Here is a 17,694-nt window from a genome sequence, read left to right as displayed (position 1 = left end):
CCCTAATTCATTTCTAAAATCGGGATGAATTAATTCCGCCAACGGGTGTGTCTTTATCCTATTTCTTTGCGTGCGGATAATCAATCGTATAGTGTAACCCCCGGCTTTCCTTGCGTTCTATAGCCTGGCGGGTAATCAGATATCCGACATTGACCATGTTGCGTAGTTCGCAAATTGCCCTGGATGCCTTGCTACGTTTAAAGAGGTCTTCCGTTTCCTCATATATCATATCCAAACGTACCCAAGCACGTTTCAGACGCAAGTCACTTCGTACGATACCTACATAGGCTCCCATAATCTGGTTCACTTCTTTCATGCTCTGAGTAATAAGCACCATCTCTTCGTTGGTCACAGTTCCTTCGGCATTCCATTCCGGTATTTCGTGGTTGAACTCATAGCGGTCGAGTACGCTTAACGCATGTTTGGCGGCAGCGTCGGCATAGACAACCGCTTCAATCAAAGAGTTGGAAGCTAAACGATTGCCTCCGTGAAGACCTGTGCAAGAACATTCTCCTACGGCATACAGGCGATTGATGGAAGACTCTCCGTTCAGGTTTACCTTGATGCCACCACAGAGGTAGTGTGCGGCAGGAGCTACCGGGATATAGTCTTTGGTGATATCGATACCTAAGCTGAGGCACTTTTCGTAGATATTCGGGAAGTGCTTCTTGGTTTCTTCCGGATCTTTGTGCGTGACGTCCAGATATACATGGTCGTCACCGCGTTGCTTCATTTCGCTGTCGATGGCACGTGCCACGATATCACGCGGAGCAAGAGAAAGACGCGGATCATATTTCTGCATAAACTCTTCACCACCCATATTGCGTAATACGGCACCATATCCGCGCATCGCTTCCGTAATCAGGAAACAGGGACGGTCGCCCGGATGATAAAGCGCTGTGGGGTGGAACTGGATGAACTCCATATCCTGTACGAAACCTTTGGCACGGTAGACCATGGCAATACCGTCTCCGGTAGCAACCAGCGGATTGGTGGTGTTGCGGTAAACAGCACCTACACCTCCCGTAGCCATCAGCGTCACTTTAGAAAGGAAAGTATCCACTTCGCCCGTGTCTTCATTCAGCACATACGCTCCGTAGCACTTGATGCCTGGGGTATGACGGGTTACGATGATACCCATGTGATGCTGCGTGATGATTTCTACGGCAAAATGGCGGTTGAATATTTCGATATTGGGGTGTGTCTTTACGGCTCTGATAAGGCTTTCCTGTATTTCGGCACCTGTATTGTCTTTGTGGTGCAGAATGCGGAATTCGGAGTGACCGCCTTCTTTATGGAGATCGAAGTCTCCCTTATCGTTCTTGTCGAAGTCCACTCCCCAGTCTATCAGTTCTTTGATTTGTCCGGGGGCCTCGCGCACCACTTTCTCCACGGCGGCGCGGTCACTGATCCAGTCGCCTGCAATCATGGTGTCTTCAATGTGCTTGTCGAAGTTATCTACCAGTGTATTGGTTACTGAGGCAATTCCCCCTTGGGCGAAGAAGGTATTGGCTTCTTCCAGTTCCGTTTTGCAGATGAGTGCTACCTTACCTTTATGAGCCACTTTCAGAGCGAAACTCATGCCGGCAATACCGGAACCAATTACTAAAAAGTCGAACTCTTTAATCATATTTCGTATGTTTAAGTACTGCAAAGCTACGAAATAACTGGGTTGCTTGTACTTTTCCTGTATATTAATTCACGATTTTATGATAAGTACTGCTTTATAACCTCATCCAGAGACTCTTCTTTTGTAAGCTTTATTTTCTTACGCATACGCGAACGGATCATGTTGACACTACTCCGGTTGATGCCCATTATCAAGGCTATTTCATCCGTACTTTGATTCATGCAGATGAGCATGGCCAATAGTTCCTCGTTACGGGTGAGTTGCGGATATTTCTCCCGCAACTTAGGCAAGTAAAGCGGATATATGGCGGCAAATGATTTTCTGAAGGTGTTTTCGTCTTCTTTACTGAGCAGACTTTGTCCGGTCAGTTGGCTGACGGCGCTCAGGTTGTTGGCGGCCATTGCCTGCTCTATCTGTCCGGCCAATAGTTCGTTGTGCCGGTTCAGTTCTTGCTGACGGGTCATTAGCTTTTGTATTTCCTGTTTACGCTTTTCCAATAACAGGCGGTTCGCTTTCCTCTTGGTGATAAAATAGGCAATGGAAATGATAAGTAACAACAACAGTGCAATGGAGATGTATATATTGAAGAACAACTGATGTTGTTGCAGCTCCACTTGTGCGGAAAGCAACTTGTTCTCCTTCTCTTTACGCTCGGCATCAAACCGGATATTGGCGGCGGCAACGGCACGTATCTTTTCATCCAGATTCAGGGAGTCGGCGAAGAGCTGGTCTCGGTCGTAGCAACGGAAGAAGGCATCGTCCATTCTCATCCTCCGGTAGTAGTCCATCAGTATCCGGTTGGCATTCTTCTCTTTTCCGATCATGTCCATCCGGGCAAATCCACGGGCTGCCTTTTCTATAAGAGGTATTCCTTGTGAGGCCTTACCTGTCTCCAGCAGAGCACGTCCTAAATGAAGGTTCAGGTCATACCTGGCCCATTGAGGCATGCGGGTACTGTCCGGACAAATGCTCACTGCAAGCTGCAATGCCTTTTGTACAGAGTCCGGATAGTCCAGATAGCTATCTACTGTGAGGACTTTGTTGACAAACACACCTTTAAAGCTTTCCTGTTCAGCTGAAGTTTTCCCGGCCCGGTCCAGATAGTAGAATACGGAATCTTTATCCTGGATTCTGCGGAATATTTCTGCACGATAGCGATAGAGATCGCCCAGTCCGAAGCTGTCTTTCAGGAGTGAATAATATTGGGCTTTGGAATTCAGCTCTAAGGCACGGTCGTACATGCCCAGTTCGGCATAGAGGTTGGCCTGTTCACCATAGGCTATCACTATATTAGGAGGGGCTATACTGTCATTATAGCTGTTGATAGCTTCCTGATTAGTGGCTACCGCTTTTTCGTATTCACCGATCAGGCGGTAATAGATGCCCAGTCGGGATATGACGCGGAGCATATTGTGGAATTTCCCTCCCTGATGGTAACATTCCATCGCTTTCTCCAGGAGTCGGATAGCTTGGGGAATATCGTTACCAGAATAGATATAAACTCCGCTGACAATTTCGGCCTGCGGAATGTAACGGTCGGCATCATCGTATTCGGGTAATTGCAAGTATTCGTCTGCCAGCCGGATGGCTGCCTCGTTGTCTCCGCACATCTGGTGCAAGCCTGCCCGCGTGGATAACAGTTCGTGTTTGCAATGTTGTTGCAGAAAGGGAGCATTGTTGAGGCTGTCCAGATATTCTGTGCCGGGACGAAATTGCTTGCTGCCCAGATAACTGAAATAGAAGAAGTTGACCATCTGCCGGGCATATTTGACCATTGTATCTTTAGGCTCGGTATGATCTGCTACGGCTAACAATTCGGATATCTTTTGTTTGCCTTCGTCAATGGCTGCCTGATGCTTTCTCTCTTTCAGTAATGTGTTCAGTTGTTGGATAGTCTGCTGCCATTGCTGTGTGTCCTGATTGCCTGAAGAATGTGGGGGTGCGGTACAGGCTCCGGCTGACAGTATGAGGAGTAACATAAGTGTTTTTATCTTCATAAGTTGGAGGTTTATTTGCTTTGCCGGACAAAGATACAATTCCATTTTAAAAAAGAAATAAGTACTACCTCTATTTTTTTATGTTTTATTGAGCTTGATAATGAGAGAGATACATTTTTGTATATTGGATTGTACATTGGCTATTTATGGTTTAATCTTATAGTTTCTGCAAATTTGCAGTCTATAGAAGACTAACCAAATAATAAATTAAGGTGGAAAAGATGTCACGATTGTGTATGAAAGAAATCAGTAGGGCTTTGATAGAGATGATTTCCGATGAATCGCCCTATGCTTCGAAGGATATGCTTTGCGGAGCGCGTGGAGCCGTTTTCCGCGAGATATTTATTTTTCATTATCCGAGCTTTATAGAAAAGGTACGGAATCTGGTTCCCGGTGCTACGAAAGATGAGGAATTGCTCTGTATGCTGATTGCCGTTGGGCAGTCGGTAGATGAGATTGAGCAACTGTTTTGTTTGCCGGCCGAGCAGGTGTATATGTTCCGTAAGTCGGTATGCTGGAAGATGAGATTGGAGGAAGAAAAGCTGTTGGGTGATAAATTGCGGGAGATATTGGAAGGATAACTCCTACCGTTCCGCAAAAATACCTATCTTAGCAGCAAAAACGGAACAAAATGAATCGTATCTTCCATGCCCGCATTGCTATAGGGCAATATTTGTTTTTAGTGCTGACAACGATTATCGTTATTTATGCCATGTGGATGCAACATGCTGTCATGGCCGTCCTTTTCATGCTCCTGCTCGTCATCGCCATCGAGCGACTCATTCATACTACGTATACGCTGACCACAGACGACAGGCTCCTCCTTTTTTACGGACGCTTTTCCCGTTCGGAGGAAATATCCCTGAAAGACATTATCTCTGTGGAACGGGCCTCGTCCATGAAAATAGGACGTTTTGCCGTGATGCGCTATGTGCTGGTGAAGTACGGAACGAAGGGGAAATGTGCCGTGCTGCTTCCGGTGAAGGAAGATATGTTCATAAAAACTCTTACGAATCGTTTAAATGAAGTGAAGAAATACTAATTCTCTATTCACCTGTTGCAGCCTTCCCGAGAGTCGTCCGTCTAATTTCTAAAAATAAGAGAAATGATGATGAATTTGACTTGTGCTATTTTGCATGCCGACAGACAGGTGAGTGAACAACTAGAAGCGTTCATAGCCAAGACACCCTTTCTTGCTTTGTGTGGAAAGTACAGTAATCCTATTGAGGCTTTGAAGGGTTATTATGATAATAAGGTACACCTTTATTTTGTAGGAATCGGGCAGGAAGAAACGGAGGGCATCAACGGGATGGAATTCAGTAGACTACTCTCTCCTTCCACCCGTGTCATATTTATTGCGGATACTCCCCGGTATGCCGCCGAGTGTTTTCGGCTGGACGCATTGGACTATCTGATATCCGAAGTCAGTTTTCCGGTCTTTTTCGAAGCGGTGAATAAGGCTTCGCGTTGGTTCAGCCTGAAAGGTGAAACGGGAATGCCGCTTACCATTCTTCCCGAAAAGTCTCAGACGGAAACTTGCCAGACGGAAACGCTCAAGGTGATTTATGTGAAGTCCGACAATCGGATTTTCCGCCTGGATATATCCCGGATCTCCTATATCGAAGGGTTGGGCGATTACGTGAAGATTTATAGCAAGGACGAGCCAAAGCCTGTGCTGAGCTTGTGCACGATGAAGTATATGGAAGAGAAACTGCCTTCCGATGAGTTCATACGCGTTCACCGTTCGTTTATTATACGCAAAGACTGCATACGCGTCATAGAAAGCAGCAAGATTGCTTTGGACAAGAGAAGTATTCCTATAGGAGAGGTTTACCGGAAGAAGCTGAAGAATTATATTTCTGATTATTCTGTTCTTTAGCCTGTTGTGATGCTTGTTAAGTAGATATTCAAAATTGTTTTGTACTATAAATGGGAATTTATCGGTGTGTTTTTAATTTTTCAGACGCGGATAACGCGGATTCTTTTTTTTCATTCGGAATGATAGCGCAGCTTTTGAAATCCGCGTCATCCGCGTTATCCGCGTCTGAAAAATTGCTTATACGCCGCAGGGAACCAACGGTCAGCGAAGTTAAACTTTGCCGGGGCGCTACGCCCCTAAATTATCAATGTACTACTTAATACAAACTAATTTATATTTGGTACTTACATAAATGATACAGTACTTACCGGAATTAACTCATATCGGGACAGGGGTGAGGCATCTCCTCGCTACGACTGAAGGTGTTTCCCACTACGACTGAAGGCACCTCCCACTACGACTGAAGGCACTTCCCACTACGACTGAACTGGCGTTCCACTACGACTGAACTTAGTGGAACACCAAGTTTTCTGTCACACAGGTAGTTATGCTTGTTACATCAGCCTTATTTCAGCTTTGCCCGTGATATTCTTTCTCCGAACGTAAGATTCAGATTCACGCTGAATCGACTTTCCTGCATCAGGCTGTTACGTGAATTTATCTGTTTCCGCCAAGTGGCGCCCAATGAAAGATAAGAGTAACGAATGGGAAAACTCGCCCCGGCACTGACCTCCAGATACTTCATTTTTCCACCTCTCAGATTTATATAAGAATTGCTGAAGCCTACCCCTCCCATTAGTTCAGTGGACCGGGGATAGCGTGGGTTTGTGGTATAAACTCCCCCGATATTCATCTTGTGCTGATTCTCATATTTCATGGAAGTGTAGGATGAAGTGTTACGGCTCCAGTCCAGATAATTGTAGTCGGCGGTAACCATCCAGCGTTCGGTAGTCATGGACACTCCGCTGCCGATGTGCATGGGCAGGTATTGCGCCCGGCTATGGTAACTCTTGTCAAGGTTGTCGCTGGTAGAGGAATTACTATAAGTCAGACTGTTGTCGTGGCTGATTTGAAGGGAGGGGGCAAACACTAACCCGGCCGCCCACTTCTGCCTTCCGGTAGTATTGAATTCATAATGTACTCCGAAGTCGGCGTAAAAGGCACGTTTGGAAGATTCATATTCCACAATGGCACTCTCCTGTGTTTCACTTTGAGTAACTGTTCCCAGTATGATGCCCAGATTCACACCTGCCGACAGATTCTTGGTCAGTGCAAAGGCATTGGTCAGATAACAGCGGTATAAGCCTCCCGATCCTTCAAATAACGAATAAGTATAGCTTCCGGGCATTCCTTCCACCTCTTCTTCGGTCTGGATGACGTATCCTACACTGCTGTAAGGCGAAGCACCCACCATGGCATACCAGCGTGGCAACACACGGAAGCCTATGCTGAAGCGGTTGGGATTGCCCATAAAGCTGGAACTGTGATCGTTCTGGAAAGAATAACGGGCATACGAAGCTGATGCACCGACATCGAATATAAAGCAGGTGCTGTCCATTCGGGTGATGGCTGCCGGGTTCAGAGTGTTCTGGAAGCCGGGCTTGTTCAGGGCTATGCCGATATTGCCCATTCCGGCATAGCGTCCGCCGTCGCTGGCGCTTAATTCACCTATTCCATACATGGAAGTGGGCAGGTTTGTGGTGTTTTGGGCTACGATAGAAAGGCTTGCTGCACATAAACTGCATAGCATAAGGGGAATCCGGTGGTGATGTTTCATTTCTCGTTGTATATTTTAAATCTGATATCTAATTTGCATTGTCTCTCCTGGTCGGGGTCGTTGGCAAAGATTATCTGATTGAAGGTCGTTATCATTTCATTGTCCGGCAGACTCAGCAGTAGTTTCTGTCGTTTGATGCCCCATGTGCCGAAGTTGTTGCGGATGAATTCGGTCACGTTGAAAGAGTAGTAGGTATCCCGCCCGAACATGTCATCCACACTCAGATTGCCGGTCTGTACCGTTACACCGTCGCTACCATATACATAGTCTTCCAGTACATTGTTTTCATCTGTGATGTAGAGGCGTATATCTTCTGGTAACTGGTTCAGCTTGTTATAGCTTCCGGCCTGCGGATAAAGGTAGAGGGTGGCGCTTTCTATGGAGACGATTTCTCCCGCATCCTGCAAATTGTTCAGGTAGGGGAACTCTATCTGGTTGTAGAGTCCGGTTAGTCCCTGCATATACGCATGCTTGTCCAGATCGTAGGAGTGGATAAGGTTTTCTATTCCGCTTTCCAGAGTGGCAAGGGAAGTCCCTGTCCGGTCGTGACGAATACCCGTGTAGGCATAGTCTGTATTTACGCTGAATATCAGTTCTTTTTCCGTGCGCTGGCTGGTTATCTCTTTATAATGCAGGGTGATGGCCATGGATGATTCATTCACCAGGAATCCTATGATACATCCTCCGTTGCTTTCGGCCACGAGGGCTAGTCCGGGAAATTTTTCCTTGAACTTATCTTGGCTGTCGAAGTAGTCTTCTTCGGCTATGAGGTCTGTCAGCAGTTCTTTACCCAGTTCGTCGGGCAGACGTATCTCCAATTCTCTTTTTTGTCCGGGGCGTGGAGTGAAGGTAAAGCTGAGCAGGGGAGTGCTTTCGGTGGGCAATGCGGTGGTGGTGTATAAATCTTCGTCATCATCCAGATAAATAGGCTGTTTTAGCCGGTATACGGAGATGCGTTGCTGTGTCAGCGTATCGCCCCAGAAGTGGCCGGAGGGCGTCATCCGCAGTACGAGTGAGTCGAAGCTATAGCTGTAATTCTCGTTGGGTGTGAAACTGTTTGCGGAGTATTCGGCATAGTAGGTGGCAGAGGCTTCGCCCCATGACGGGTCCTTGTAATGTCCCAACTGGCAGATGCTGTCTCCCCTGGTTTCTATGGAGTCCATAAGAATGGTGCTGATATCCACAGTGCAAGTGTCTACATATATATTGTAGAAAGAACTGTCGACCAGGCTTTTGCCTAGTTCTGAGTTTTCATCCTGGCAGGCGCAGATGGCAGCGATCATTATAATCAGGCTATACAATAATTTTTTCATTGTTCATAGTGTTTTTGAGCTACAAGTTACGAGCTACAAGCTACAAGTGGCTGCGCTATCATACCGAAAGGCACTCGTAGCCTGTAGCTCGTAACTCTTAAATTCTTTCGCAAAGGAAAATGAAATCTTCCATATCTTCCTATTAAAATCGGCTATCGGGCGGGTTTTATCGGTAAAGCTATTTACCGAAAAATTAGTGCTGTTTGTCGGTTATATTTGCTGATGAAGTACTTGCCGCCTACTTTTGCTACCAAAAATATAGTAATTAAAACAAGTTCTGAAGAAAAAATGAATCGACTATTATTTGGAATGATGCTGCTGGCGGTTGGATGCCTGGCTGGCAGTTGTACGGACGACGATGAATACACCCAGGGTGTGTGGATGAGAAGGTCGGACCTGGACGGGGTTGCACGGGGACAAGCCAGTAGTTTCACCATCGATAATAAAGGCTATCTGTGCTGCGGCTTCCGTGGGACGAACAAGACATACCTGAAGGACCTTTGGGTGTACGACATCAACAATGATTATTGGACACAATGCGCCGATATGCCCGATGAGGCGCAAGGTCGCCACAGTGCAACTGCGTTTGCTCTAAATGGAAAAGGCTACATTACCACCGGTGTCCAGAAAAATGAGTCTACGAACCTGGCGGATACTTGGGAGTATGATCCCAATACAGACAGCTGGACGCGGAAAGACGACTTTGGCGGAGGTGCGCGCTATGGTGCGCTAGCTTTTTCCATCGGTGGATATGGCTATGTGGGTACGGGGTATAATGACAACTACCTGAAGGACTTCTATCGTTTCGACCCTAATGCCGCTACCGGACAGCAATGGACAATCGTGAATGGATTCGGTGGATATAAACGTCAGTACGGTACAGCTTTCGTTATAGATGATGTGGCTTACATCTGTTGTGGGGAAAACAACAGTACTCTGGTAGACGATTTATGGAAGTTCGACGGTAGCGACTGGAAGCAGTTGCGTGACATTGCCGATAATGATAGTGATGAAGATTATGACGACGATTATGCTATTACCCGTGCGGGTACCGTATCTTTCGTCATAGACGGTAGGGGATATATCGCAACAGGAACCCGTAGTGGGGTGACCAGTGATTATTGGGTATATGATCCTGAAGAAGATTTGTGGTATGGTGATTCTGATGATGACTATACGCCGATGACGAATGTACATAACGTCAGTTCCGGAGGTTCATCCCGTTCCTATGCGGTATCTTTCTCTACAGGTAAGCGGGGTTTTGTACTGTCGGGATCTTCGGGAACCAGTTATTTTGATGATGTCTATGAGCTCTTGCCTTATGAGCAGGAAGATGTTGATTAGTGTTTTTTCTATATAAAGATTTATGAAGCTGATGTTTATTGTGAAGATAGGTGTACTGTCCCTTGTGGCAGTATGCCTTTCTTGTTGTTCCGGGCGTACGGGTGGCGCAAGCGGAACGTTTGTCTGCTGCGCTATGCAGGTAGAGGGTGGTTACGGATATGTGGTGCTTCATGGCAAAGACACGCTGATTTATCAGCCTTATATACCCGCCATGGGCAGTAAAGTGGCTTTTGCAACGGCAGAAGATGCCTTGAAGGTGGGGGAATTGGTGTGCCGCAAGCTGGACGAAAAGAAATCGCCCGGTATCAGTAAAGATGAAATTACTGTACTGGGCGTTCTGAGATGAGTTATTCTCCCAAATGCAGTTCGCCTATTTCTGTTTGGGGGCGGGTGTGATCGTATGGGAATACCTTTATCAGCTTTCCTTTTATCAGTTTTTCTTCTTGCGTACGTACGTTTGTCAGGGTAAGTGTGTAGGTTATCTGGTTCCATTTGTAGAGTATGTGTCCCGTAATCCGAGCTGAACTAAGAGGGGGAACCTCAACATCTACTTCTTTGTTTTTCAGTTTGCAGTCATACGTTTGTGTATGCTGGCTGTATTTTATCTTCATATCGGTGATTTGCAACTTTCCATCTACTATTTCAGGGGCGTCTACCAGAGGCTCTTCATCCCTCAGTAATTTGAAGGATTCGTTGTCGTGGCTAGAGAATGTATATTCTTCCGTCATCTGAAAGTAAGGCGAGTAGTGCATTATGCTGGTGTTCTCTGTAAAGTTATAGCCTGTTTGGTCGTAGGGACGAGATTGAGTAATTCTTTCTTCATCCCCTTCTTCGAGCGAGTAAGCGATGCTTTTTATTTCATATCTGTCTCCGGCTTTCTGGCGAACAATGATTTGTTCTTTGTAGATTCCGGCGGTGGTACTCAGGTTGATGATTAGTCCTCGTTCGTAGTCTTCCAGATTCTCATTGACTTGTAGGGTCAGGGCATCTCCCTTATCTCGCGTGATGTTTCCCCAGTCAAAATGTATAGTGCCGAGTCCTTCCAGTCCACTTGCCAGTTGGTTCCACCCATCAAGAGAAGTGAGTGAAGTTATTTCCCAGTTTGTCCGGTTCATGAGAATTTCTACGCTGTTATTATTTCCTTCCATGATTACTTTTTCCATAGAAGAGAGGCGATTGTCCTCATCGTTATCACAGGCAGTCCCGCAGAAGAGAATGACAATGGAGAATATTAGTACTTGAAGTGCATTCGTTCGTTTCATGTATCTTTAGTTTCGTTAGTTTTGAATCGTTTTTGTTTATTAGACGCAAGTACATCTGTAATGCTGTAAGCAAAGGTATGTGTTTTTTCGGGAGAAAAGGAGATGGTTTGTGCTTTTTTAGAATATTAACCCGTTGGTAGGATTTATTTGTTTCCTCTAAAATTTATGTCACTCTTTGGCGTACGGTGAAAAAAACAAAGAAAGGATAATTCTTTTGTGCAGATAAGAGAGGTTTTTATTAACTTGCAGGCAGTTTGCAAATAACTCCTGTATATTATGGAAAAGATATTCAAATCAAAAGGTATGACTACTACTGAAAAGTGGGTAATAGTGTTTGTTCTTACTTTTATGTGTGTTGCATACCTGTTGCTGAAAGAGGCATCTGCCTTATGTGGATTCATTGTGGCCATTCCCTTTCTGATTAGTAATTACCAAAGGAAATATATCGTTAAAGAAAATGGCGACCTTTGGGTGAAGACAGTATTCGGAGTATCTCAGAAGGCGATCGGAGTGAACTGTATCCTCTATAACCCGTCCGCTAAAGGATGGCAATGGCGTGTCCGCCAGATGGTGGTCAGGTATCAGAATGGATTGAAGAAAGGCTTTTTCCCGATTACTCCTGCTGACCCGGAAGGGCTGATTGCCGCGCTTAAAGAAAAGAATCCCGGTCTTGAGTTGCAATATACCTATAAATAAATAAAAACTATGAAATACCAAGTTGCCATTATCGGTGGAGGTCCTGCTGGATATACTGCTGCCGAAACAGCCGGAAAAGCCGGATTGAGTGTTGTGTTGTTTGAGAAACAAAATTTAGGTGGAGTCTGCCTCAATGAAGGCTGTATCCCTACTAAGACCTTGTTGTATTCGGCAAAGACGTATGATGCCGCGCGTTATGCTTCCAAATATGCAGTGCATGTTTCCGAAGTCTCATTTGACTTGCCGAAGATTATTGCCCGCAAACAGAAGGTAGTGCGCAAGCTGGTGCTGGGCGTTAAAGGCAAACTGACGGCACATGGTGTAAATATCGTACAGGGAGAGGCTACCATCATTGACAAGAATACCGTGCAGTGTGGTGGCGAAACTTATGAATGTGAAAACCTGATTCTTTGTACGGGTTCGGAAACCTTTGTTCCGCCTATTTCCGGTGTGGATACCGTACCTTTCTGGACGCATCGCGACGCTTTGGATAATAAGGAGCTTCCCGCATCACTTGCCATTATCGGTGGTGGAGTGATTGGCATCGAGTTTGCTTCTTTCTTCAATAGTCTGGGTGTACAGATCACTGTGATAGAGATGCTTGATGAAATTCTGGGCGGCATGGATAAGGAGCTTTCTGCTATGCTGCGTGCAGAGTATGCCAAACGTGGAATTAAGTTTATGCTTAGTACAAAAGTGGTATCTATTGCTGAGGCTTCTTCCGATGATGGGAAACCACAGGTACAGGTGAGTTATGAGAATGCGGAAGGTGCAGGTGCTGTATTGGCTGATAGATTATTGATGAGCGTAGGCCGTCGTCCGGTGATAAAAGGATTCGGGCTCGAAAACCTGGATTTGCGAAGGACTGAACGGGGAAATATCTGTGTGAACGAATGTATGCAGGCCTCTGTTCCGGGCATATATGTATGTGGTGATCTGACGGGTTTCTCTTTGCTGGCACATACAGCCGTGCGTGAGGCAGAAGTAGCCGTACATACCATACTTGGTCAGAAGGATGCTATGAGCTATTGGGCTATTCCCGGGGTGGTATATACCAATCCGGAGATTGCCGGTGTGGGGCAAACGGAAGAGGCTCTGCAACTAAAAGGTATCAACTATCGGGTTGTAAAGCTTCCAATGGCCTACTCCGGGCGTTTCGTTGCTGAAAATGAAGGTGTGAATGGAGTTTGCAAACTTCTGATAGCGGATGATGAAACGATAGTGGGGGCACATGTATTGGGCAATCCGGCTTCTGAAATCATCACTTTGGCAGGTATGGCCATCGAGTTGAAACTGACTACTACGGAATGGAAGAAAATCATTTTCCCCCATCCTACGGTCTCTGAAATCTTTAAGGAAGCATTATGATAATCACAATCGCTTCTTAGCGCTATTCAGGACTCATATAAAATATTAGAACGATGAAAACTGTAAAACTGATTACTTGTAACGATGCTGCTCAGGCACATATCATTCAGGGAGCATTGGAGAATGAAGGCATTTCTTCCCTTCTTCATAATGAGAATATGTCTACGTTGTTGCGCGGCTACATCAATGATATTGCCGGAGTGGACGTTTTGGTTGACGAAGCCGATTATGAAGCTGCCGTTCGCTTGCTGGAGCAGAATGAGATGATCCCGGAGCAATTAAAATATTGCCCTTTCTGCGGTTCGTCCGACATTAAGTTTGTGTTGAAGAAAGAGCATCGGCTACGGGCTGTCATGTCGGCCATCGCCTCTTTGTTGGCGGCTACTCCTCCGGGAAATAATCATTGGGAGTATGTGTGCCATGCCTGTGGAGGAAAGTTTGAAAAGCCGGTTGCAGAATTTCATTCGGCTGAAATATGATCCGTAAGTATATCAAAAGGTACTAATTCCCTCAACAGGTAATTTAATATTAGTACTTATCAGTAATTAAATGCACATGAAAAAATATCTTTTGTCGCTTACTCTTTCTCTCTTATTTATTCCCATAGTACTATGGGGGCAGAATACGAGTGCTAAGAGTCTTTCTTCCCGCCTGGATACCCTGATAAAATATCAGCTTCCTGCCGGTTCCAACGTTGGTATATCCGTATACGATTTGACTACAGGGAAATTCTTATATACCTATCAATCGGATAAACTTTCCCGTCCGGCTTCTACCATGAAGTTGCTGACTACCATTACCGCCCTTGCCCGCCCCGATGCGGATGAACCTTTTAAAACAGAGGTGTGGTATCAGGGAGTGATTGAACGGGATACACTGAAGGGTGACATATACGTTGTCGGTGGATATGATCCTGAATTTGATGATGAAGCTTTGGACTCGCTGGTGAATACGATGAGCCGCTTCCCCTTTTCGGTGATAGCGGGTAACGTATACGGTGATGTTTCTATGAAAGACTCCATCTATTGGGGAAGTGGCTGGGCATGGGATGATACGCCTGCCTCATACCAACCCTATCTCTCACCGTTGATGCTGAATAAAGGTCTGGTTACCGTAACCGCTTCTCCGGGTGAGAAAGGAGAAATGGCAAATATCGAATGTGTTCCCGCCTCTTCCTATTATACTGTGACCAATGAAACCCAGTCCCGTACTCCTTCTGCCGGACGTTTCGGTGTTTCTCGGGATTGGTTGCAGAATGGCAATAATGTGATTATTAAAGGAAACGTGGAAAGTAAGCGGATAGGTACAGTGAATATCTATTCCTCCCAGGATTTCTTTATGCATACTTTTCTTGAACGCCTGCAAGCAAAGGGTATTCAATGCCCCGCCGGTTATGCTTTCAACGAATTGCAGAAAGATAGCCTTTCAGTGCAAATGGCTTTGTTTGAGACTTCTACTCAGGATGTAGTCAATCAGATAATGAAAGAAAGCGATAATCTGAATGCCCAGGCTTTGCTTTGTCGTTTGGGTGCCCAAGCTACCGGTAAAAAACGAATTTCGGATGAAGACGGGCTTTCTGCCATTCGTAAGCAGATAAAAGCTTTGGGAGGAGATGCGGATAGCTATAAACTGGCTGATGGCTGTGGGCTTTCCAATTATAATTATATCTCTCCCGATCTGCTGGTTTCTTTCCTGAAGTTTGCTTATTCGCGCACGGATGTTTTTCAGAAGTTGTATAAGGCTTTGCCTATCGGCGGTGTGGACGGAACATTAAAATACCGGATGCAACGCGGGACTCCCTCTCATAAGAATGTACATGCCAAAACCGGGTCCTTTACAGCCATTAATTGCTTGGCCGGCTATTTGCGTGCCGCAAACGGGCATGAAGTGGCTTTTGCCATCATGAATCAGAATGTACTTTCAGGAGCTAAAGCACGTGCTTTTCAGGATGCGGTATGTGACGAGGTAATAAAATAGTTACGAGCTACAAGCTACGAGCTACGAGTGGCTGCGCTGATATCGCAGAACTCGTAGCTCGTAGCTTATAACTCGTACTGATTTACACTTGCAGCTCGTAGCTTACTTATACTGTACCCAATCTACATTCTTCATATCTCCACTTTTTGCCAATTCCGCATGCATAGCCAATGCAGCGCGGACTGCTTGCGGAGTCTGAGACTTACCATCAGTTATTTTCAAATAATCCCAGAGGATATTCTTGTAATCCGGATGAACGCAGTTTTCGATGATTGCTTGCGCACGTTCTTTCGGGCTCTTACCACGCAAGTCGGCAACGCCTTGTTCAGTAATGATAATGTTTACGTCATGTTCTGTATGGTCGTGGTGAGATACCATCGGGACAATGGCGCTGATTTTGCCTTCCTTGGCAACGGACGGACAAGTAAAGATGGAAATATAAGCGTTGCGCGTGAAGTCACCGCTTCCGCCGATACCGTTCATCATCTTCGTACCGCCGATATGTGTAGAGTTGACGTTTCCGTAGAGGTCAGCTTCGATAGCCGTGTTGATAGAGATAACCCCCAGACGGCGTACAACCTCCGGACTATTGGAGATTTCCGACGGGCGGAGCACCAGTTTATCACGGAAGAAGTCCATATCATCATAGATACCTTGCAGGCAGTCGTTTGTTACAGTGAGTGAGCAAGCACTGCCGAACTTCACGCGACCGTCGCGGATCAATCCGATTACGGAATTCTGAATAACTTCCGTATACATTTCGAATGCCGGGATGGTCTTGTCACGTCCCAGTGCACCGAGCACAGCGTTAGCGATATTGCCTACACCGGATTGCAAGGGCAGGAAGGTTGACGGAATGATTCCGCGCTTCATGTCCGCAGCCAGGAAGTCGGCTACATTCTGACCAATCTTGTCGGTCAACGGGTCAGCTTCGGCAAAACTGCGTGCTTCGTCCGGCCAGTTGGTTTCCACAACGCCTACAATCTTTTTCGGATCTACCTGGATATACGGTTGACCGATGCGATCACTTGGTTTATAGATAGGTATTTCGCGGCGGTAAGGCGGATCAAGCGGTTCGTATACATCGTGCAGTCCCATAGCATTTTTGCTGTGAGCAGCATTCAGTTCCACGATGATCTGGTCGGCAAGGCGGCAAACGGTGGGAGCGATACCACCGGCTGCGGTCAGATAAATCTTGCCGTCGGGAGTTACTTCGCAAGCTTCGATAATGGCAATGTTTACTTTGCCCATGAAACCGTAACGAACTTCCTGTGCCATCTGAGACAAGTGGATGTCGTTATAGGCAATCTCTCCGCTGTTTACTGCTTTACGAAAATCGGAATTGGTTGTGTAAGGAGCACGATAGCGGATTGCTTTGGCGCGTGATAGTATACCGTCGCAGGAGTCACCCGTAGAGGCACCTGTGAAGATCCCTATCTGGAAAGGGTTTCCTTTTGCATGTTCAGCTTCCGCTATTTTTGCTAATTCTGCCGTAACGGCTTTGGCTGTTCCAGCGGGAGTAAATCCGCTCAAGCCGATGTTGTAGCCATGTTTGATCAGGCTTGCAGCTTCCGCTGCCGAGATGTAATTGAATGCCATAATGTATTTAGTTATTTTTCCTGTGTGAAAATTCATAAGTTACCGGAAGAGTTACTCTCAACTCTCAATTCTCCATGTATTAATACTTCCGTTGTAGTATTTCCGACCAAATGATAGCTTTCCGCGCTTCTTCTGCTGAATGAATGGAGTATTTGGAATCGGTTTCAGGTTTTTGCGGGGTGGACGGAGGAGGAGAAATCTTCTGTTTCGGAGGAGTTGTGGTATGCTTGGGAGATGTGTTTGTAGAATCTCCTCCAAAAATATGTTTTGAAGCAGAGAATTGATATTCTTCTTTTGCTGTCGGAGCGGAGGGTGTTTGGGGGGCGGGACCTTCGGGAATAAATCCGCCATACGTCTTTCCCCAAGCTTCAGGAATGGGTAATGCGTCTTCGTCAATATCATTTTCCGGCACAGGCATAGCAGGCCTGTTCTCAGCGTTCTTCTTTGCTTCTTTCTTGAACTGCTTAACAACTCCGATAACGATTATGCCTGCGATTAACAGAAACTGTAAGATACCATCCATACTCATTTAAGTTTTTCACCGCCAAAGGTAACTAATTTATCTGAATAACAGCCAATTTTTAGGCATGAAAAAAGGGCAGCTTCACAGCTCCCCTTATTTTTTTTAACCTAAACCTTAACTATGAAAAAATCTAATGTTTCTTTCATTACGCAAATTTGTGAAATAAAATCCTTTATGCCAAATAACATTCCCAAAAATGTTCGGTCTATTAACATTAATTATAAGAAACGGCTCATTCTCTAACTATTGAGTGTTATTTTTTGCCTTTTCATCTGTAATTTAGTGCCGAAGGCGTATCTTTGCAGCTGAAATTCTGTCACCACAGATTACGCGGATTAACACAAATGCTTTTGGGTTTTCTGCAAACTTCTCATTTGGGGAGATAGTCT

16 protein-coding genes are annotated in these 17,694 nt (G+C 45.7%); 9 read left to right on the top strand and 7 right to left on the bottom strand.

What is annotated here, in order from left to right; translation table 11 throughout:
- Positions 1-58: 58 nt before the first annotated feature.
- Together nadB and BN161_RS16700 are read right to left on the bottom strand one after the other, a co-directional pair.
- On the bottom strand, positions 59-1,630 hold the full coding sequence (nadB, locus tag BN161_RS16705) for an L-aspartate oxidase (RefSeq protein WP_007211451.1): 1,572 nt from the start codon (positions 1,628-1,630) through the stop codon (positions 59-61).
- Between the two features lie 77 nt (positions 1,631-1,707).
- Complete coding sequence (locus BN161_RS16700; RefSeq protein ID WP_044268393.1) at positions 1,708-3,627, bottom strand: tetratricopeptide repeat protein; 1,920 nt, start codon at positions 3,625-3,627, stop codon at positions 1,708-1,710.
- A gap of 221 nt (positions 3,628-3,848) precedes the next feature.
- Here BN161_RS16700 and BN161_RS16695 point away from each other — a divergent pair, with 221 nt between their 5' ends.
- From BN161_RS16695 to BN161_RS16685, 3 genes are all read left to right on the top strand, one after another.
- Positions 3,849-4,208: a hypothetical protein gene (locus BN161_RS16695; protein WP_052356314.1), complete on the top strand. Its 360-nt coding sequence runs from the start codon at positions 3,849-3,851 to the stop codon at positions 4,206-4,208.
- A 50-nt stretch (positions 4,209-4,258) separates the two neighbouring features.
- Positions 4,259-4,669 carry a PH domain-containing protein gene (locus BN161_RS16690; protein ID WP_044268368.1) on the top strand — a complete coding sequence of 137 codons (411 nt, stop codon included), beginning with the start codon at positions 4,259-4,261 and terminating at the stop codon, positions 4,667-4,669.
- Positions 4,670-4,732: 63 nt separating this feature from the next.
- Positions 4,733-5,506 carry a LytR/AlgR family response regulator transcription factor gene (locus tag BN161_RS16685; RefSeq protein WP_081743730.1) on the top strand — a complete coding sequence of 258 codons (774 nt, stop codon included), beginning with the start codon at positions 4,733-4,735 and terminating at the stop codon, positions 5,504-5,506.
- A 505-nt stretch (positions 5,507-6,011) separates the two neighbouring features.
- Here BN161_RS16685 and BN161_RS16680 read toward each other — a convergent pair.
- Together BN161_RS16680 and BN161_RS16675 are read right to left on the bottom strand one after the other, a co-directional pair.
- Complete coding sequence (locus tag BN161_RS16680) at positions 6,012-7,223, bottom strand: hypothetical protein (RefSeq protein WP_044268365.1); 1,212 nt, start codon at positions 7,221-7,223, stop codon at positions 6,012-6,014.
- On the bottom strand, positions 7,220-8,536 hold the full coding sequence (locus tag BN161_RS16675) for a DUF4270 family protein (protein WP_044268362.1): 1,317 nt from the start codon (positions 8,534-8,536) through the stop codon (positions 7,220-7,222). Before BN161_RS16675 ends, BN161_RS16680 begins: the two co-directional genes overlap by 4 nt.
- A 288-nt stretch (positions 8,537-8,824) precedes the next feature.
- Here BN161_RS16675 and BN161_RS16670 point away from each other — a divergent pair, with 288 nt between their 5' ends.
- Complete coding sequence (locus BN161_RS16670) at positions 8,825-9,880, top strand: Kelch repeat-containing protein (protein ID WP_044268388.1); 1,056 nt, start codon at positions 8,825-8,827, stop codon at positions 9,878-9,880.
- Positions 9,881-9,902: 22 nt separating this feature from the next.
- Positions 9,903-10,226: a DUF4907 domain-containing protein gene (locus tag BN161_RS16665; protein ID WP_044268360.1), complete on the top strand. Its 324-nt coding sequence runs from the start codon at positions 9,903-9,905 to the stop codon at positions 10,224-10,226.
- 1 nt (position 10,227) lies between these two features.
- Here BN161_RS16665 and BN161_RS16660 read toward each other — a convergent pair whose 3' ends face one another.
- The gene (locus BN161_RS16660) at positions 10,228-11,142 is read right to left on the bottom strand and encodes a hypothetical protein (RefSeq protein WP_044268358.1); all 915 of its coding nucleotides are present in this window, start codon (positions 11,140-11,142) and stop codon (positions 10,228-10,230) included.
- Positions 11,143-11,418: 276 nt separating this feature from the next.
- On the opposite strand from BN161_RS16660, the gene BN161_RS16655 reads away from it, so the two are divergent.
- The 4 genes from BN161_RS16655 to dacB all read left to right on the top strand — a co-directional run bounded on the left by BN161_RS16655 (position 11,419) and on the right by dacB (position 15,183).
- Positions 11,419-11,838, top strand: coding sequence for a hypothetical protein (locus BN161_RS16655; protein ID WP_044268355.1), 420 nt, complete (start codon positions 11,419-11,421; stop codon positions 11,836-11,838).
- A 9-nt stretch (positions 11,839-11,847) separates the two neighbouring features.
- Positions 11,848-13,206: a dihydrolipoyl dehydrogenase gene (gene lpdA / locus BN161_RS16650; RefSeq protein ID WP_044268353.1), complete on the top strand. Its 1,359-nt coding sequence runs from the start codon at positions 11,848-11,850 to the stop codon at positions 13,204-13,206.
- A gap of 53 nt (positions 13,207-13,259) precedes the next feature.
- Complete coding sequence (locus BN161_RS16645) at positions 13,260-13,685, top strand: putative signal transducing protein (RefSeq protein WP_044268350.1); 426 nt, start codon at positions 13,260-13,262, stop codon at positions 13,683-13,685.
- Positions 13,686-13,761: 76 nt separating this feature from the next.
- A complete protein-coding gene (dacB, locus tag BN161_RS16640; protein ID WP_044268386.1) occupies positions 13,762-15,183 on the top strand; it encodes a D-alanyl-D-alanine carboxypeptidase/D-alanyl-D-alanine endopeptidase in 1,422 nt (473 codons plus the stop codon).
- Positions 15,184-15,285: 102 nt separating this feature from the next.
- On the opposite strand, the gene BN161_RS16635 is transcribed toward dacB, so the two are convergent.
- Together BN161_RS16635 and BN161_RS16630 are read right to left on the bottom strand one after the other, a co-directional pair.
- Positions 15,286-16,782, bottom strand: coding sequence for an acetyl-CoA hydrolase/transferase family protein (locus BN161_RS16635; protein ID WP_044268346.1), 1,497 nt, complete (start codon positions 16,780-16,782; stop codon positions 15,286-15,288).
- 79 nt (positions 16,783-16,861) lie between these two features.
- A complete protein-coding gene (locus BN161_RS16630) occupies positions 16,862-17,305 on the bottom strand; it encodes a hypothetical protein (protein WP_044268344.1) in 444 nt (147 codons plus the stop codon).
- Positions 17,306-17,694: the final 389 nt, after the last annotated feature.

It is taken from the genome of Bacteroides timonensis (genome assembly GCF_000513195.1).
Taxonomy (GTDB): Bacteria; Bacteroidota; Bacteroidia; order Bacteroidales; family Bacteroidaceae; genus Bacteroides; species Bacteroides timonensis.
This window is presented reverse-complemented; position numbering and strand designations above follow the sequence as displayed.

Coding starts and splice junctions, on each gene's coding strand:
- nadB (WP_007211451.1), bottom strand. CDS start 1,630: ATGATTAAAGAGTTCGACTTTTTAGTAATTGGTTCCGGTATTGCCGGC.
- BN161_RS16700 (WP_044268393.1), bottom strand. CDS start 3,627: ATGAAGATAAAAACACTTATGTTACTCCTCATACTGTCAGCCGGAGCC.
- BN161_RS16695 (WP_052356314.1), top strand. CDS start 3,849: ATGTCACGATTGTGTATGAAAGAAATCAGTAGGGCTTTGATAGAGATG.
- BN161_RS16690 (WP_044268368.1), top strand. CDS start 4,259: ATGAATCGTATCTTCCATGCCCGCATTGCTATAGGGCAATATTTGTTT.
- BN161_RS16685 (WP_081743730.1), top strand. CDS start 4,733: ATGATGATGAATTTGACTTGTGCTATTTTGCATGCCGACAGACAGGTG.
- BN161_RS16680 (WP_044268365.1), bottom strand. CDS start 7,223: ATGAAACATCACCACCGGATTCCCCTTATGCTATGCAGTTTATGTGCA.
- BN161_RS16675 (WP_044268362.1), bottom strand. CDS start 8,536: ATGAAAAAATTATTGTATAGCCTGATTATAATGATCGCTGCCATCTGC.
- BN161_RS16670 (WP_044268388.1), top strand. CDS start 8,825: ATGAATCGACTATTATTTGGAATGATGCTGCTGGCGGTTGGATGCCTG.
- BN161_RS16665 (WP_044268360.1), top strand. CDS start 9,903: ATGAAGCTGATGTTTATTGTGAAGATAGGTGTACTGTCCCTTGTGGCA.
- BN161_RS16660 (WP_044268358.1), bottom strand. CDS start 11,142: ATGAAACGAACGAATGCACTTCAAGTACTAATATTCTCCATTGTCATT.
- BN161_RS16655 (WP_044268355.1), top strand. CDS start 11,419: ATGGAAAAGATATTCAAATCAAAAGGTATGACTACTACTGAAAAGTGG.
- lpdA (WP_044268353.1), top strand. CDS start 11,848: ATGAAATACCAAGTTGCCATTATCGGTGGAGGTCCTGCTGGATATACT.
- BN161_RS16645 (WP_044268350.1), top strand. CDS start 13,260: ATGAAAACTGTAAAACTGATTACTTGTAACGATGCTGCTCAGGCACAT.
- dacB (WP_044268386.1), top strand. CDS start 13,762: ATGAAAAAATATCTTTTGTCGCTTACTCTTTCTCTCTTATTTATTCCC.
- BN161_RS16635 (WP_044268346.1), bottom strand. CDS start 16,782: ATGGCATTCAATTACATCTCGGCAGCGGAAGCTGCAAGCCTGATCAAA.
- BN161_RS16630 (WP_044268344.1), bottom strand. CDS start 17,305: ATGGATGGTATCTTACAGTTTCTGTTAATCGCAGGCATAATCGTTATC.